15 protein-coding genes are annotated in these 15,671 nt (G+C 29.2%); 10 read left to right on the top strand and 5 right to left on the bottom strand.

Features of this window, described 5'->3' with window-relative positions; all coding sequences use genetic code 11:
* Nucleotides 1-112 precede the first annotated feature (112 nt).
* The 7 genes from BTO04_RS10780 (at nt 113) to BTO04_RS10750 (ending at nt 8,033) form a co-directional block, all read left to right on the top strand.
* Complete coding sequence (locus tag BTO04_RS10780) at nt 113-1,876, top strand: BatD family protein (RefSeq protein ID WP_087564502.1); 1,764 nt, start codon at nt 113-115, stop codon at nt 1,874-1,876.
* A gap of 1 nt (nt 1,877) precedes the next feature.
* Nucleotides 1,878-2,636: an SH3 domain-containing protein gene (locus BTO04_RS10775; protein WP_087564501.1), complete on the top strand. Its 759-nt coding sequence runs from the start codon at nt 1,878-1,880 to the stop codon at nt 2,634-2,636.
* Nucleotides 2,637-2,690: 54 nt separating this feature from the next.
* Entirely contained in the window at nt 2,691-2,993 is a 303-nt protein-coding gene (locus tag BTO04_RS10770; protein ID WP_232455889.1) for a hypothetical protein, read from the top strand.
* Nucleotides 2,994-3,079: 86 nt separating this feature from the next.
* The gene (locus BTO04_RS10765) at nt 3,080-4,663 is read left to right on the top strand and encodes a SulP family inorganic anion transporter (RefSeq protein ID WP_087564500.1); all 1,584 of its coding nucleotides are present in this window, start codon (nt 3,080-3,082) and stop codon (nt 4,661-4,663) included.
* Between the two features lie 4 nt (nt 4,664-4,667).
* Nucleotides 4,668-5,432, top strand: coding sequence for a universal stress protein (locus BTO04_RS10760; RefSeq protein ID WP_087564499.1), 765 nt, complete (start codon nt 4,668-4,670; stop codon nt 5,430-5,432).
* Between the two features lie 10 nt (nt 5,433-5,442).
* A complete protein-coding gene (locus tag BTO04_RS10755; protein WP_087564498.1) occupies nt 5,443-6,069 on the top strand; it encodes a carbonic anhydrase family protein in 627 nt (208 codons plus the stop codon).
* Nucleotides 6,070-6,173: 104 nt separating this feature from the next.
* Nucleotides 6,174-8,033, top strand: a complete 1,860-nt coding sequence (locus BTO04_RS10750) for a SulP family inorganic anion transporter (protein ID WP_087564497.1) — start codon at nt 6,174-6,176, stop codon at nt 8,031-8,033.
* Between the two features lie 73 nt (nt 8,034-8,106).
* Here BTO04_RS10750 and BTO04_RS10745 read toward each other — a convergent pair whose 3' ends face one another.
* Both BTO04_RS10745 and BTO04_RS10740 read right to left on the bottom strand, forming a co-directional pair.
* Nucleotides 8,107-8,484, bottom strand: a complete 378-nt coding sequence (locus tag BTO04_RS10745) for a hypothetical protein (protein WP_157662456.1) — start codon at nt 8,482-8,484, stop codon at nt 8,107-8,109.
* A 31-nt stretch (nt 8,485-8,515) separates the two neighbouring features.
* A complete protein-coding gene (locus BTO04_RS10740; RefSeq protein WP_087564495.1) occupies nt 8,516-9,043 on the bottom strand; it encodes a CvpA family protein in 528 nt (175 codons plus the stop codon).
* 83 nt (nt 9,044-9,126) lie between these two features.
* Between BTO04_RS10740 and BTO04_RS10735 the strand changes: the two genes are divergently transcribed.
* A complete protein-coding gene (locus BTO04_RS10735) occupies nt 9,127-9,483 on the top strand; it encodes a hypothetical protein (protein ID WP_087564494.1) in 357 nt (118 codons plus the stop codon).
* Nucleotide 9,484: 1 nt separating this feature from the next.
* On the opposite strand, the gene BTO04_RS10730 is transcribed toward BTO04_RS10735, so the two are convergent.
* Nucleotides 9,485-10,279 (bottom strand): SDR family oxidoreductase, encoded by a 795-nt coding sequence (locus tag BTO04_RS10730; protein ID WP_087564493.1) that lies wholly within the window; start codon nt 10,277-10,279, stop codon nt 9,485-9,487.
* A gap of 101 nt (nt 10,280-10,380) precedes the next feature.
* On the opposite strand from BTO04_RS10730, the gene BTO04_RS10725 reads away from it, so the two are divergent.
* On the top strand, nt 10,381-11,745 hold the full coding sequence (locus BTO04_RS10725; protein ID WP_087564492.1) for a TlpA disulfide reductase family protein: 1,365 nt from the start codon (nt 10,381-10,383) through the stop codon (nt 11,743-11,745).
* Here the strand turns inward: BTO04_RS10725 and BTO04_RS10720 are convergent.
* Entirely contained in the window at nt 11,742-12,101 is a 360-nt protein-coding gene (locus BTO04_RS10720; protein ID WP_087564491.1) for a YraN family protein, read from the bottom strand. The two genes, BTO04_RS10725 and BTO04_RS10720, sit on opposite strands and share 4 nt — an antisense overlap.
* Nucleotides 12,102-12,316: 215 nt before the next feature.
* A complete protein-coding gene (locus BTO04_RS10715; protein WP_087565392.1) occupies nt 12,317-13,288 on the bottom strand; it encodes an LD-carboxypeptidase in 972 nt (323 codons plus the stop codon).
* Nucleotides 13,289-13,431: 143 nt separating this feature from the next.
* Between BTO04_RS10715 and metG the strand changes: the two genes are divergently transcribed.
* Nucleotides 13,432-15,519 carry a methionine--tRNA ligase gene (gene metG, locus BTO04_RS10710; protein WP_302849214.1) on the top strand — a complete coding sequence of 696 codons (2,088 nt, stop codon included), beginning with the start codon at nt 13,432-13,434 and terminating at the stop codon, nt 15,517-15,519.
* Nucleotides 15,520-15,671: the final 152 nt, after the last annotated feature.

Raw genomic sequence — 15,671 nt, 5'->3', positions numbered from 1 at the left:
ACATGTTTAATCGTTTATTTGTGTAATTGTTTCACTGTTACATACTGTAATAAAAAACATAAAATTAAGGCAGGAGTGTCTCTCCCCTTTGGGGAGAATAAGAGGGACAAATATGAAGTTGAAATTTTACATATCGTTATTTATTAGCTTGTTATCACTTTCTGTGATGGCACAAGAAGCAACTTTAAAGGCAAAAGTTAGCAAAAATAAACTTGGCCTAAATCAGCGTTTAAGAATTGAGTTTGCAATTAATAAACAAGGTGGAGACAACTTTTCACCTCCAGGTTTCACCAATTTTAAAATTGTTGGTGGCCCAAGTCAGTCTGTTAGCCAATCTTGGATTAATGGAAAATCTAGTTTTACACAATCCTATACGTATATTATTCAACCAAAAAGAAAAGGTGAGTTAGTTATTAATCCTGCAAGTATAAAAATTGGTGGTAAAATAATAAAATCTGAACCGATAAAAATTATTGTTTTAGACGCTGTAGATCTTCCTAAAAACCCAAATGACCCAAGCTATATTGCACAACAAAACATACATTTAGTTGCAGAAATTTCAAAATCTAAACCTTATGTTGGTGAAGGTGTTTATGTAGAGTATAGATTGTATGTTAGTGAAAGCGTAAGTGTTTATGATACTTCTGTTACAGAAGCACCACAGTACAATGGTTTTTGGAATCAAGAAATTAAAATTAATGGGTTTCCTGTTAAATTAGGGAAATATAATGGTGAAGATTATAGATATATTGTACTTCAAAAGGCACTATTAATCCCTACAAAATCAGGAAGATTAACAATAGATCCTATGAAAATGGATATTGTTATTGGTGTTCCTACAGGTAGAGCTGATTTTTTTGGAAATGTAATTTCAAAAAATATTCGCAAAGAATTTTCTTCTACCAAAAAAGTAATTATTCCAAAAAGTCTTCCTCTAGAGGGGAAACCAGCAAATTTTAATGGTGCAGTAGGTGAATTTAATTTTGATGTTTCTTTGAGTAAAAATGCTTTAAAAGCAAATGAGACTTCGCAAATAAAAGTTGTTGTGTCTGGTAAAGGAAATTTAAAATTGTTTGAACTACCAGAAGTTACAACTCCTGTTGAATTAGAAATATATCAACCAGAAAGGAAAGAAAAAGTTAGCGTTAAAACAAACGGAATTACGGGCTCAGTTTCTGAGTTATATACCGTTGTACCTCAGTATAAAGGGAAATATAAAATTCCGAATGTTTCTTTCTCGTATTTTAATCCGAATGAAAAAAAATACCACACAATAGCTACAGAAGATTTCTTGGTTAATGTGTTAGAAGGAAAAGAATTAGTATCAAGTATTGATAGTAATACCGTAAGAAAACAAGCCATAAAAACAACGGGAAAAAACTTTAGATACATACAGACAAAAAGTAGTTTTCAACCTTTAAAAAATGCTGATTTTTACAAATCTAACTTGTTTTACATTTTATTATTCCTGCCTTTAATAGCAATTCCTGTAGGGCTGTTTATTGCTAAAAAGAATGAGGAAAGAAATAATGATGTTATGGGTAATAAATTAAGAAAAGCAGAAAGATTGGCTAAAAAATATTTATCTGAAGCAGAAAAACAATTGGGTAAAAAAGAAGCTTTTTATGAAGCTTTAGAACGTGCTTTACACAATTACTTAAAGGCAAAATTAGGAATAGAAACTGCTGATATTAGTAAAGAAAAAATTACTCAAATTCTACAAGAAAGAGAAGTAGATTCAACTACAATTCATCAATTTATTGAAGTTTTAAAACATTCTGATATGGCGCGTTATTCACAAATAACAAATACAGAAATGAAGGAAGAATTTGAGAGAGCAAAACAAGTAATTATTAAATTAGATAAACAATTTTAAGATGAAAAAAATACTTTTTATATTCTTATTAATTGCCACCACTCTCTCCTCTCAAGAGGTAGATAGTTTGTTTTCTAATGCAAATAATTTATACAAAAACGGCCAATTTGAAGAAGCAATAGAAGAATACAAAAAAATTGAATCTCAAGATTTAGTTTCATCAGAATTATATTATAATTTAGGAAACTCTTATTACAAACTTAATAAAGTTGGCCCAACAATTTATTACTATGAAAAGGCTTTAAAATTAAACCCTTTAAATCAAGATGTAAAAAACAACTTGGTTTTTGCTAAACGATTGGCTTTAGATAATATTGAAGAATTACCCAAAACAGTTTTGCAAAGATTTAATAAAAATTATTTACAAAAACTATCCTACAACCAATGGGCAGTTGTTGTAATTGTATTTTCTGTTTTAGCAAGTTTACTATTGTTATTATTCTATTTTGCTGATGTTCCTTCAAAAAAACGTATTTATTTTGCTACAAGTATTTTTAGTTTTATACTCTTAGTAACTTCTTTATTCATCACTTATAATCAATATCATTTTTCTAAAAAAAATAAGGTAGCAATTGTTTTTGCAGAAAAAACAGCAGTTAGAAATGCACCAACATTAAATTCTGAAAAAGTTTTTACTTTACATGAAGGTACAAAGGTTATAGTTTTAGACGCTGTTGATAACTGGAAAAAGATTAAATTAGTAGATGGTAAATTAGGTTGGATAATTGCAGATGAAATAAAACTGTTGAACGATTTTTAATTTTTATTTAACAATTATTTCCTATTTTTGCATAAAGCCAAAAAAAGATACTCATTGAAAGTTAAAATTGCACTTTTTTTTACCTTACTATTTTCGACTTTAATAATTACTCCTACAGTAATTAGTTTAGTTGATGATACTCCAAACATTGCTTTTTTTCTTGATATAAATGAAGAAGAAGAAAATAAAGGAAAAGAATCGGCTAAAGATTTAGAAATTAAAATTCATACTACAGATCATTTTAATGATTTTATAATTAATGGAATTCAAAAAAAGAAGAATGTGAGTTTTAAATCTACAAACTACACTTCAGAGTATCCAAAAAACACAACACCACCACCCAAATCATTGTCTTAACAGTTCGTTAATTAAGACAAAATCAATCAAATTTATAATTTAAAAAACTTTAACTAATCTAGTTAGAGTAAAAAATACTTTTATATATGTTTAAATATATTAAAAACGATTTTCCTGCAAGTATTGTAGTGTTTTTCGTAGCATTACCTTTATGTTTGGGTATTGCATTAGCAAGTGGTGCCCCTCTTTTTTCTGGAGTAATTGCAGGAATTATTGGTGGTATAGTAGTAGGTTTTTTAAGTGGCTCTAAAATTGGAGTAAGTGGCCCTGCAGCAGGTTTAGCGGCAATTGTATTAACTGCAATTAGCACTTTAGGGGGCTATGAAAATTTTTTAGTTGCCGTTGTTTTAGGAGGTGTTATTCAGTTAGTTTTTGGTTTTTTAAAAGCAGGAATTATTGGGTATTATTTTCCATCATCTGTAATAAAAGGAATGTTAACAGGAATAGGAATTATAATAATTCTGAAGCAAATACCTCACTTTTTTGGATATGATGCTGACCCAGAAGGAGATTTTGCTTTCTTTCAAATAGATGGTGAAAATACATTTTCTGAAATATTTAAAACTCTAAATAATATTAGTTTAGGGGCTACGACAATAGGGGTTATTGGTTTGGGTATTTTAATACTTTGGAGCAATGTTTTATCAAAAAAAGGAAAAATTTTTCAAATAGTACAAGGTCCATTGGTTGCGGTTGTTGCTGGTATAGTATACTTCTTTGTTACAGATTCAGAATCTAAGTATGGAATAAGCGCAGCACATTTAGTAAGTGTCCCTGTACCAGATAATTTAGATTCATTTTTAGGGCAATTTAGGTTTCCTAATTTTAATGCAATTTCAAATCCTCAAGTTTGGATTACTGCCTTTACGATAGCTTTAGTAGCAAGTTTAGAAACTTTATTGTGTGTCGAAGCCACTGATAAATTAGACCCGCATAAAAACGTAACACCAACAAATAGAGAATTATTAGCACAAGGAACAGGAAATATTATTTCTGGTTTAATTGGTGGTTTGCCAATTACACAAGTAATTGTAAGAAGTTCTGCAAATATACAATCTGGCGGTAGAACAAAGATTTCTGCAATTATTCATGGTTTTTTATTATTAATCTCTGTTATTTTAATTCCAACTTTATTAAATAAAATTCCTTTATCTGTTTTATCTGCAATTTTATTAATTGTTGGTTATAAATTAGCAAAACCTAGTGTTTTTAAAGAAATGATACAATTGGGGTGGAAACAATGGATACCATTTACAGTAACTGTTGTAGGTATTGTTTTTACAGATTTATTAGTTGGTATTGGTTTAGGCTTAGCAGTTGGTATTGTAGTAATATTGATAAAAAGTTTTCAAAATTCTCACTTTCTTCATATTGAAGATAAAAGTAATGGAAAACATAGAATTAAAATGACGCTTGCAGAAGAAGTTACTTTCTTTAACAAAGGTGCTATTTTAAAAGAATTAGACAGTTTGCCAAGAGATACTTTTTTAGAATTAGATGTAAGAAAAACGAGATATTTAGATAATGATATTATAGAAATTTTAGAAGATTTTGCTATAAAGGCAAAAGAAAGAAACATCGATATTAAATTAACTTCTGAAAGAGGAATTGTTGAAAATCCACCAAGTTATATAGAATTCTTTAATTTAAGACCAAAAAAATCAGCCTAAATATATGAAACAAAAATGTAAAATATTGGTGCTTTCAGATATAGATTCATCAACAGAAAAAATTATAAAAAATGGTGTAAATTTAGCAAAGATAGTAGATGGAGAGATTAGCTTTTTCTGTGTTAAAAAAGCTACAGATATTGTAGAAAAAGAAAGTCAGCTTTCTGCAATGAGAACCATAAATGAGAAATTTTTAGAAGTAGATAATAAAATTAAAAAAATTATTAAAGAGCAATCTAAAAATGAAGATGTAAAAATTAATTACAAAATTTCTTTTGGTAATTTAAAAAATGAAATTAGTAAACAAATAGAAGAAACCAATCCAGACATTATTGTTTTAGGAAAAAGTAAATCTAAAGTTTTGTCTTTTGTTGGAGATAATATAATAGATCATGTATTAAAAGAATATTCTGGCACCGTTATGATTGTTTCTGATAATAATTTATTAGAAGCAAGTTCAGATATTTCTTTAGGTTTATTAGGTAATGTAAACATGTTTTCAAATAAATTTACAGAAACTATTGTTTCTTATTCAGATAAATCTTTAATATCTTTTTGCATTAATGATGATAAATTAGATTCTAAAAATATAAATGATTCATCTAAGAAGATAGTAGAGTTTGTTTTTGAAAAAGGAGATAACGTAATAAAACACATTTCTCACTACTTATCTAAAAGTAAAGTAAACTTACTTTTTATTAATAGAAAAAAACAAGATATAAAAAGTATAATCAAAAACCTTGATTGTTCATTAATTTTAACAACATAAAAAAAACACAATGAAAGCACATACAAAAGAAACACAAGGAACAATGACGCCAAATAAAGCGTTAGATTTTTTAAAAGAAGGAAATCAACGATTTCAAAATAATTTAAAAGCGAACAGAAACCTTTTAGAACAGGTAAATGACACAAGTGATGGACAGTTTCCTTTTGCAACAATATTAAGCTGTATAGACTCAAGAGTGTCTGCAGAATTAGTTTTTGATCAAGGATTGGGAGACATTTTTAGTGTAAGAATTGCAGGAAATTTTACCAATGAAGATATTTTAGGAAGTATGGAGTTTGCTTGTAAATTAGCAGGAACAAAGGTTGTTGTTGTTTTAGGACATACAGGATGTGGTGCCATAAAAGGTGCTTGTGATGATGCAAAATTAGGAAACTTAACTGCATTAATTAGTAAAATAAAACCAGCTGTTAAAGCGGTTACAGAACCTAAAGATTTAAATTTAAGAAATTCTAGCAACATAGATTTTGTAAATACAGTTGCAGAAAAAAATGTTTATATGACTATTGATAATATACGTGAACAAAGCCCTGTTTTAAAAGAAATGGAAGATAATGGAGAAATTAAAATTGTTGGTGCAATGTATAATATAAGTGATGGTGGTGTAACTTTTTATTAACTAGAGTATTAGAATTTACTTTTTTAAACCAATCCGTTAAAAGATTGGTTTTTTGATTTTTAGCCCTAAATTGCTTGATATTGAATAAAACTATATAAAAATTTATGAAAAAATTATTTTCAAATATCAAAGGAGATGCTTTTGGTGGTATAACGGCAGGTATTGTTGCATTACCCCTTGCCTTGGCCTTTGGTGTATCTTCTGGTTTAGGACCAAGTGCTGGTTTATATGGTGCTATTTTTATAAGTTTCTTTGCCGCTTTATTTGGTGGAACAAGTACTCAAATTTCTGGTCCAACAGCACCAATGACTGCTGTGAGTATGATTGTAATTGCTGGTATTGTAGCTGCAAATGATGGTGATGTTACAAAAGCGTTACCGGCTATTTTAACTGTTTTTCTTTTAGCAGGATTGTTTCAAGTTATATTGGGAGTTATTGGTCTGGGAAAATATATTAGATATATCCCGTATCCGGTGGTTTCAGGTTTTATGACCGCAATTGGACTTATTATTTTATTGACCCAAATATTACCCTCTGTTGGATATTATCCAAAAGAAGATGTAGAATTTGTAAGCACATTTAAAGCAGAAGCCCAAGAAGTCATTTTAGAAAATATTTTAAAAGAAGAGGCTGGTGAAAAGATTTTAGTTTTAGAAAATTTTGAAGAAACAATTACAAGAGCCGAAAAAATTACGCCTGAAGATATTCTAAAAGAATCACAAACCTTAGCTGCAAAAGAAACCGCTGGTGCCTTAGGTGCTATTAAAGCGTTTCCTAAAGCAATTCTAAACATTAATTGGTTAGAATTATTGTTAGCTTTAGGAACCATAATTATAATATATGGTTTTAAACGGATTACTACAAAAGTACCAAGCACGCTCGTCGCATTGGTTGTAATGTCTAGTATTGCTGTTGGCTTTAGTTTAAAATATAGAACCATTCAAGAAATACCAAGTGGAATACCCATTCCTAATTGGGAGATTTTTACAGGTTTTAGTTTGGCTAGCATCACACCTTATATTTTTACAGCATTAACTTTAGCCCTATTAGGTGCTATCGATTCACTTCTAACAAGTGTAGTTGCAGATAATATGACCAAAACAAAACACAATCCGAATAAAGAATTAATGGGGCAAGGAATTGGAAACAGTATTGCTGCAATATTTGGTGGAATTCCTGGGGCTGGAGCAACAATTAGAACTGTAGTAAACATAAATTCTGGAGGAAAAACAAAGCTTTCTGGAATGATTGCCGGAATCATGTTACTTATTGTAATGCTTGGTTTAGGACCAGTTGCATCTAAAATTCCTGCAGCAGTATTAGCAGGTATTTTAATAACCGTTGGTATTGGAGTTATGGATTATAAAGGGTTAAAAGCAATACCAAGTTTACCAAGAGATATTAAAATAGGTCCATTAAAATTAAGTTCTGAGGTATTAATAATGATAATTGTTTTATTACTTTCCACGTTTTGGAACTTAGTTTACGCTGTTGGTATCGGTTTAATAATTGCTTCTTTAATGTTTATGAAAAAAATTGGCGATTTAACAGCTGAAAGAAGTGATGTTAAAAAATTAAAAGAAGAATCTTGGAGTGATGAAATAGATTTTCCAGCAAATTTAAAAGAAGAAGTATTTATTAAACACATAAAAGGACCTTTGTTTTTTGGATCTACTAGTGATTTTCAGGCTTTATCTTTACAAATTCCAGAAACTGCATCTATTGTAATTATGCGTTTAGGTAGAATGCAATATATGGATCAATCGGGTCTATATGCAATGGAAGATATGCTACAAGATTTAAAGAAAAAAAATATAGAAGTTTTATTTGTAAACTTACTTAAACAACCTAGGTATATGATGGAACGAATTGATATCATTCCAGATTTTATTCCAAAAGAACATATTTTTAAGTCTTTTAATGATTGTGTAAAATGGATAAAGCAAAATATTAAAGACAATTAAAATGGATAAAAAAAAACCATCAAAATTAATTTTGATGGTTTTTTTTTAAGCTTTAAGTAAATAAAAAATATTTCTATTCCTTAACCATAGTAAGTCTTCCTTCCCAAGATTTTCCTCCAAGTGACGAGGTATAATATACTTTTTCACCCTTCACTTTGTTTATTATAATATGCAGTTTTGCACCCATTTCAAAAGGGAAATTTGGAAGTGTAGTTTCTGTTACTGTTAAATAATACTCACAATCACTTATCCATTCTATATCAGATTTAATATAAAACTCATTATCATTATGGTATTCAGCATGTTTACTTTCCTCAAAAACAACTAAAACATCCTCTCCACCGGTTCTATAAGTAAAACTATTGTTCTTCAAAATAGAACAGTCTTTTGACGCAAAAGACATTAGCATTGCAATGCTAAAAAAAGCAATCATTTTATAAATTTTCCTCACTGTCGTTTTTTTTTGTAGGCAATTTACACATTTAATACAATATGTTTATATTTTCTTCTAGGGTTTTTTCATCTTTTTCATTTTTAATGATAGAAGGAAAGATTGCAGGTGCAATTTTTTTAACTGGCTCATATAAAATTGACTCATCTAAAGTCTCCTTTTTTATAAATGGAATGGTGTCATTCATTTTACCAAAAAAGATAAAAACCACACTCAATATTAGTCCTATTTTTAAGGCTCCAAAAACACCTCCTAATATTTTATTTATGATTCCTAAAGAGGCAAAATCTGCCAATTTTGTAAGTGCCCTACCTAACAAAGCAATCACTACAATAATAACAACAAACGTAGCTGCAAAAGCTGCTAAAGAAATATATTCTTCTTTCCAAGAAACAGCATCTTTTAAAAAATCTACTGTAAAATAAGAAAAATGGATCGCACCATAAACACCCCCAATTAAAGCAACTAAAGAAGCAACTTCTACAAAAAGACCTTTCATTAACCCTCTTACAAATCCAAAAAGTAATAATGCTGTAATAATGATGTCAAAAATATTCATGAAAATAATTTTCTCAAACCTACATCTTTTTTTTTACAATTTAAAAATGGCAGTTGTACCTTTACCTTTTTTAAACAACTTGTATGTCAAAAAATAGTAATCTTAAAGAAAAGTGGGATTTGCTTGTTAGCAAATTAACAGATCAATTTGCAGATGGAGAAGCCTTAAATATGGATGGCATTATCTATTTAATTGGTATTCAGGAATTAGGACAAGGACATAGGTCTTTTAAAAAAGACGAGAAAATGAACTTAATGCACATTGCAATTTGTAAATTACTTGAGCCCTATGGTTATTATGAATTCGATTTTTTTGATGATGATAGTTGGCCACATTATAAGATAATAACAGAATTGCCAAACCTAAAACCAGGGGAACAATCTGTACTTATTAAAGAAGCAATTATAAATTATTTTGACGCAGTTGCTTACTTAGAATAATTTAAGTAACGCTTAATTTTCTAATCATTATAGATAAAAACTTAGGAAAAAATCGTTTTACATAAACACCTAATTTCTCTTTTGCGCCAGCAATATAAACTTCCTCTTTTTTATTCTTAATAGCCTTTGCCATAAATTTTGCAAAACGTTCTGGCAACATTCCGTTTTGTGTGGCAACATCCATTTTTTCTTGCGGAGTGCCATCACCTGTTAATGCATTTTTAGAAACATTCGTGTTTACAAAACCTGGACAAACTAAAGTTACGGCAATATTATCTTTAAAATGTTCTGCTCTTAAGCTATCAAAAAAACCATGTAAAGCATGTTTACTTGCCGCATAACTGGAGCGTAAAGGGGTTCCTATTTTCCCCACAATACTTGTAGTTACAACAAAATGGCCTTTTTTATTTTTGATAAAATGTGGCAATACCTCCTTTGTTAAAGCAACCGTTCCTAAATAATTAATATCCATTAAACGCTTATCAACCGCTATTTTAGTGTCTTTTACAAAGGACCTTTGACTAATTCCGCCATTATTTACTAAAATATCAATAGTTCCAAAAGCAGAAATAGCTTCATCAACTTTAGGTTTTAAATTTGTAAAATCTTCTAAATCTAATGAAATGACCTTCACATTTGAGGAATTTTTACACGCTTTTTTTACCAATTCTAAAGCGGCCATTTTTCTTGATGATAAAATTAATTTTGCATTTTGATTAGATAATTCAATTGCTAAGGATTTTCCAATACCAGAAGAGGCACCAGTTATCCAAATTACTTTGTTAGAAAAACTCATTTATTTATTTTTATCTCACAATATACCTATTTTGCTCCAGAAATAGTATTTTTGGTACGCTTATTGAAAATAGATTTACCACAATATTACCCAACAAAAACATGAAAAATTTACTTGCTTTTTTACTATTATTTTCCTCATTTTCTTATGCTCAATATTCAGTAAATGGAACTATGACTCCAGCTTTAGAGAGTGATTGGGTTATTTTATATAAAATTGAAGGTGCTAGACAAGTTTTTGTTCAAAACACTAAAATTAAAACTGATTCTGTTACTGTAAATGGCAAAAAGAGAGCAATAGGTAGTTTTAATTTTACGCTTCCTGCAAATGCAAAAGTGGGTTCTTATAGAGCAACATATCGATTAAAGGAAGCTGGTTTTGTAGACTTTTTTTTTAACAAGGAAAATATTCATTTTGCTTTTAATTCTGATTACCCAGATCAATCTGTGGTGTTTTCAGAATCTAATGAAAACATTTTATACCAACAATATTTAGAAGATATTTCTATTAAGCAACAAAAATTAGATTCAATACAAATTGCTGTTTTAAGAAACGCAAACTTAGAGTTAACACAGAAGTATACGAAATCATTAATGGATTTAAACACCTTACAAAAGCAATACTTAGCTGCTTCAAAAGATTTTTATATTCATCCTTTTATTAAAGCTACTATAAAAAATAATCCACCAGAAATGTATACGTCAGCTGAAAAATATATGTCAAATATAACGGATACTTTTTTTGATACTATGGATTTTTCTGATCCCACATTATTGAATTCTTCTTTTTTAGTTGATAGAATTACTGATTTTGTCTTTTACATTAATTATTCCGATGATTTTGCTACACAACAAAATCTTCATATAAAATCTATAGACACTGTAATTTCTAACATAACAAACATCCCTTTTAAAAAGGATGCTTTAGAATATTTAATTACCCAATTTGCAGCTTCTAATAACTTAGAAATATTTGATTACTTGTTTAACAAGTATTATAATAAGTTGCCAGAATCTTTACAAAACCATGCTTTTAAAGAAGAAAAAATGGCTGCTTTTGCTGCAGAAGTAGGTAGAATTGCACCCAACTTTACTTGGAGAGAAAACAAGAAAAATTTTAGCCTTGCAGAATTAGAGGAAGCTGATACTTATATTTTAATTTTTTGGAGCACAAGTTGTTCACATTGTTTAAAAGAAATTCCTGAAGTATATCAATTTTTACAAGAAAACAAGAAAGTAAAAGTTATTGCTTTTTCTATGGAAAAAGATGATTTTGGATGGAAGAACATGAAAACAACTTTACCAAATTGGCATCATGTTTTAGGATTAAATAAATGGGAAAACAAAACGGCAAGAACCTATAATATTAACGCTACACCAAGTTATTTTGTATTAGATAAAAACAAAAAAATTATTGCTAAACCAGAAGAGTTAATCGATCTAAAAGAGTTTATAGAAAAACTTTAAAAATGTAGAAAAGCATCTTTTAAATGTTCAATTTTAGTAGTGTTGTTTTTATGAATAATTGCAATAATATCAAAACGGACCTCTACGTCTAAATCTCTCTCTACAACATAATTATCTATTGCCGAAAGTAAAAGTTTTATTTTCTTTGGATTTACAAAATCTTGCGGATTCCCAAAGTAATCTGTAGCTCTAGTTTTTACTTCAATAACCGCTAAAGTGTTTTCTTTTTGAGCAATAATATCCACTTCTGCTTTTAAATATCGATAATTTTTTTCTAGAATTTTATACTCGTTTTTAATTAAAAAATTGATGGCTAATTCTTCTCCTTTTTTTCCCAGTTCATTGTGTTCTGCCATATGTTAGTTTTCAGTATTCAATTGGCAGTTTTCAGTGAATTGTAAAACTTCAGAAAAGTTATTTATAGAAAACTACAGCGTGTTAATTTACAGTTTATTATTTACTTATATAAAGTAGGAAGAATAGAATGATAGGAATTTTGACACGAATTCACCAATTAAACTTTTAAAATTCATGAATTCGTAGCATTTTTCTTCAAAATAAAAACGCGAATTTAGTCAGTAAATTTAACTGAATACTGGTCACTATCAGCTGTCAATTTTATTTTTCTCCCAAAAACCAAAGCTCTATTATCAGCTTCATGACCTGCAGGAAAATTAAATAAAACTGGAATATCTTCTGGTACAACATCCAAAATTAATTGTTCAATAGAACTTCCCCATTTTGTAGAGTTCATTTTAATGGAAGACATATCACCAACAATAACCGCTTTTATTTTTGTAAAATATCCAGCCCTTTTTAAACTTTGTAACATTCTATCTATTGAATATTTGTATTCGCCAATTTCTTCAATAAATAAAATTTTCCCTGCTGTTGAAAGTTGACTATTTGACCCCAACATAGAAGTTAAAATTGAAAGATTCCCACCTATTAATTGTCCTTTTAAAATTTCGCCTGAATTTAAAATAGCATTTCTATTCTCTTCTGATGATGGAATTGAATACTTTAATTCTTCACCAAAAAGGGCTTTTTTAAAACTTGCTATAGTTTCTACAATTTCTTCTGGGTTTTCCTCTAAACTTGTTGCCATCATTGCATGCATCGTTTCTACCCCTAAATTATGAATATGATTGTGAAACGCAGTAATATCTGAATAGCCAATTATCCATTTTGGGTTTTTCTTAAATTTTATAAAATTTAGTTTATCTAAAATTCTAACAGAGCCATAACCTCCTCTTGCAGACCAAATAGCTTTTATATTTTTATTGTCTAATGCTTCTTGAAAGTCTTTAAAACGTTCATTGTCTGTACCAGAGAAATGATTATTTTGGTTAAATAAACTTTTACCATACACTACTTCTAAACCCCAACTTTCAGCTAGATTTTTAGCCTTTTCTATGGTTGCTTCTCTGTTTTTTAAAATTCCTGCTGGTGCTATAATTACAATAGTATCTCCTTTATGTAAATAAGGTGGCGTTATTAATTTACCTGTTTTTTCTTGTGCTTTTATTGATGAAAAAATCATCAGAAAAAAAATAATAAAAAATATTTTAATATTCAAAATAGTGTCTTTTTTTTTGATTCTAAAATTTAAAAATAAATGAATGTAAATGTATCTAATTTCAATGGAATTTAAAACTCCGTTTTTTGTACTTTTGTCACTCAAAGATCAGTCCACAAACTAAATTTAAGGAAAATTCAATGAATACTCCAAAAAGATATACAATTACAGCAGCATTACCTTATACAAATGGTCCCATTCATATTGGGCATTTAGCAGGAGTTTACGTTCCAGCAGATATTTACGCACGTTATTTACGTTTAATTGGTAAAGATGTTGCTTACATTTCTGGTTCTGATGAACATGGTGCTGCAATACCAATGAGAGCAAAAAAAGAAGGTGTTTCTCCACAAGTTATTATTGATAAATATCATGGAATGATTAAAAAATCATTTGAAGAATTTGGTATTTCTTTTGATAATTATTCTAGAACTTCATCTGAAATTCACCATAAAACAGCCTCTGATTTTTTTACTAATTTACATGAAAAAGGTGAATTTATTGAAGAGGTTTCTGCGCAATTATATGATGCAGAAGCGAATCAGTTTTTAGCAGACAGGTTTGTTGTAGGAACTTGCCCTAGGTGTGGTTTTGAAGAAAGTTATGGAGATCAATGTGAAAACTGCGGAACTTCTCATAACGCAACAGATTTAATTAACCCTAAATCTGCAATTACAGGTAATGTACCAACTGTAAAAGAAACAAAACATTGGTTTTTACCTTTAGATAAACATGAAGATTTTTTACGTGAATGGATTTTAGAAGGTCATAAAAAAGACTGGAAACCAAATGTTTATGGTCAAGTAAAATCTTGGGTAGAAGATGGTTTAAGACCAAGAGCGGTAACTAGAGATTTAGATTGGGGAATTCCTGTTCCTTTAAAAGATGCAGAAGGAAAAGTTTTATATGTTTGGTTTGATGCGCCTATTGGTTACATCTCATCAACAAAAGAATGGGCAGAAAGAGAAGGAAAAAACTGGGAAGATTATTGGAAAAAAGACGATACTAAATTGGTTCATTTTATAGGGAAAGACAATATTGTTTTTCACTGTATTATATTTCCTGCAATGTTAAAAGCGCATGGAGATTATATTTTACCAGACAATGTACCTGCAAATGAGTTTTTAAATTTAGAAGGAAATAAATTATCGACTTCTAAAAACTGGGCGGTTTGGTTGCATGAGTATTTAGAAGAATTTCCAAATCAGCAAGACGTTTTACGTTATACATTAACTGCAAACGCGCCAGAAAGTAAAGACAATGATTTTACTTGGAAAGATTTTCAGGCAAAAAATAATAACGAATTGGTTGCCATTTTTGGTAATTTTATAAACAGAGTTGTTGTTTTAACTAATAAATATTATGAGGGAATTGTACCAGAACCAACTGATTTTACAGAAGTAGATGAAGATGTTTTGGCTGCAATAAAAGAGTTTCCTATTACTATTGGTAAATCTATAGAAAGATATAGATTTAGAGAAGCTAGCCAAGAATTAATGAGCTTAGCCAGACTTGGAAACAAGTACTTAGCAGATGAAGAGCCTTGGAAAGTTATAAAGGTGGATGCAGAACGTGTAAAAACAATTATGTATGTTGCTTTGCAAATTTCTGCAGCTTTAGCAGTAGTTTCTAAACCTTTTTTACCATTTACCTCAACGAAATTAAAAGGTATTTTAAATATTGATAAAAACCTTTATTGGGAAGATATTTCTGAAAAAAATGTTTTAATTGATGCAAATCACCAAATAAATAAGGCCGAATTGTTATTTTCTAAAATTGAAGATAAAACCATTGAAACTCAAATTGAAAAGCTTGAAGCAACAAAAATTGCAAACGAGCAAGAAAACAAAGTTTTAGAACCTCAAAAAGAAACTATTGAATTTGATGACTTTACAAAACTAGATATTAGAATTGGTACTATTTTAGAAGCTGAAAAAGTTGCTAAAACTAAAAAGCTTTTAAAACTAAAGGTTGATGTTGGTATTGATGTAAGAACAATTGTTTCTGGTATTGCAGAAAGTTTTTCTCCTGAAGATATTATTGGTCAGCAAGTTTCTGTCTTGGTAAATTTAGCGCCAAGAAAAATACGTGGAGTAGAAAGCCAAGGAATGATTTTAATGACAGATACACCTGATGGTAAGTTAGCTTTTGTAGCACCTACAAAAGAAGTTAAAAACGGACAACAAGTGAGTTAGTTCATCTTAAACTCTAATATAAGTTTGAAGAGAAAAAATAAACATATTTAATTACTTCTTTAAAAAAAGTAAAGTTCTTTTTATCATAAATCGATAAAAGGAACTTTTTTTTATACTACTCTTGTATGATGTTGGTTTATTATCAACTAAAT

This window comes from Polaribacter sp. SA4-10 (assembly GCF_002163835.1).
In the GTDB taxonomy this organism is placed as follows: Bacteria; Bacteroidota; Bacteroidia; order Flavobacteriales; family Flavobacteriaceae; genus Polaribacter.
The sequence above is the reverse complement of the archived record's forward strand: the minus strand, read 5'-3'. Positions and strand labels throughout refer to the sequence as shown.

Excerpts from the sequence above, each read along its gene's own strand:
- BTO04_RS10750 (WP_087564497.1), top strand. The coding sequence starts at position 6,174 with ATGAAAAAATTATTTTCAAATATCAAAGGAGATGCTTTTGGTGGTATA.
- BTO04_RS10765 (WP_087564500.1), top strand. The coding sequence starts at position 3,080 with ATGTTTAAATATATTAAAAACGATTTTCCTGCAAGTATTGTAGTGTTT.
- BTO04_RS10720 (WP_087564491.1), bottom strand. The coding sequence starts at position 12,101 with ATGGCAGAACACAATGAACTGGGAAAAAAAGGAGAAGAATTAGCCATC.
- BTO04_RS10780 (WP_087564502.1), top strand. The coding sequence starts at position 113 with ATGAAGTTGAAATTTTACATATCGTTATTTATTAGCTTGTTATCACTT.
- BTO04_RS10775 (WP_087564501.1), top strand. The coding sequence starts at position 1,878 with ATGAAAAAAATACTTTTTATATTCTTATTAATTGCCACCACTCTCTCC.
- BTO04_RS10725 (WP_087564492.1), top strand. The coding sequence starts at position 10,381 with ATGAAAAATTTACTTGCTTTTTTACTATTATTTTCCTCATTTTCTTAT.
- BTO04_RS10760 (WP_087564499.1), top strand. The coding sequence starts at position 4,668 with ATGAAACAAAAATGTAAAATATTGGTGCTTTCAGATATAGATTCATCA.
- BTO04_RS10730 (WP_087564493.1), bottom strand. The coding sequence starts at position 10,279 with ATGAGTTTTTCTAACAAAGTAATTTGGATAACTGGTGCCTCTTCTGGT.
- BTO04_RS10755 (WP_087564498.1), top strand. The coding sequence starts at position 5,443 with ATGAAAGCACATACAAAAGAAACACAAGGAACAATGACGCCAAATAAA.
- BTO04_RS10735 (WP_087564494.1), top strand. The coding sequence starts at position 9,127 with ATGTCAAAAAATAGTAATCTTAAAGAAAAGTGGGATTTGCTTGTTAGC.
- BTO04_RS10740 (WP_087564495.1), bottom strand. The coding sequence starts at position 9,043 with ATGAATATTTTTGACATCATTATTACAGCATTATTACTTTTTGGATTT.
- BTO04_RS10715 (WP_087565392.1), bottom strand. The coding sequence starts at position 13,288 with ATGATTTTTTCATCAATAAAAGCACAAGAAAAAACAGGTAAATTAATA.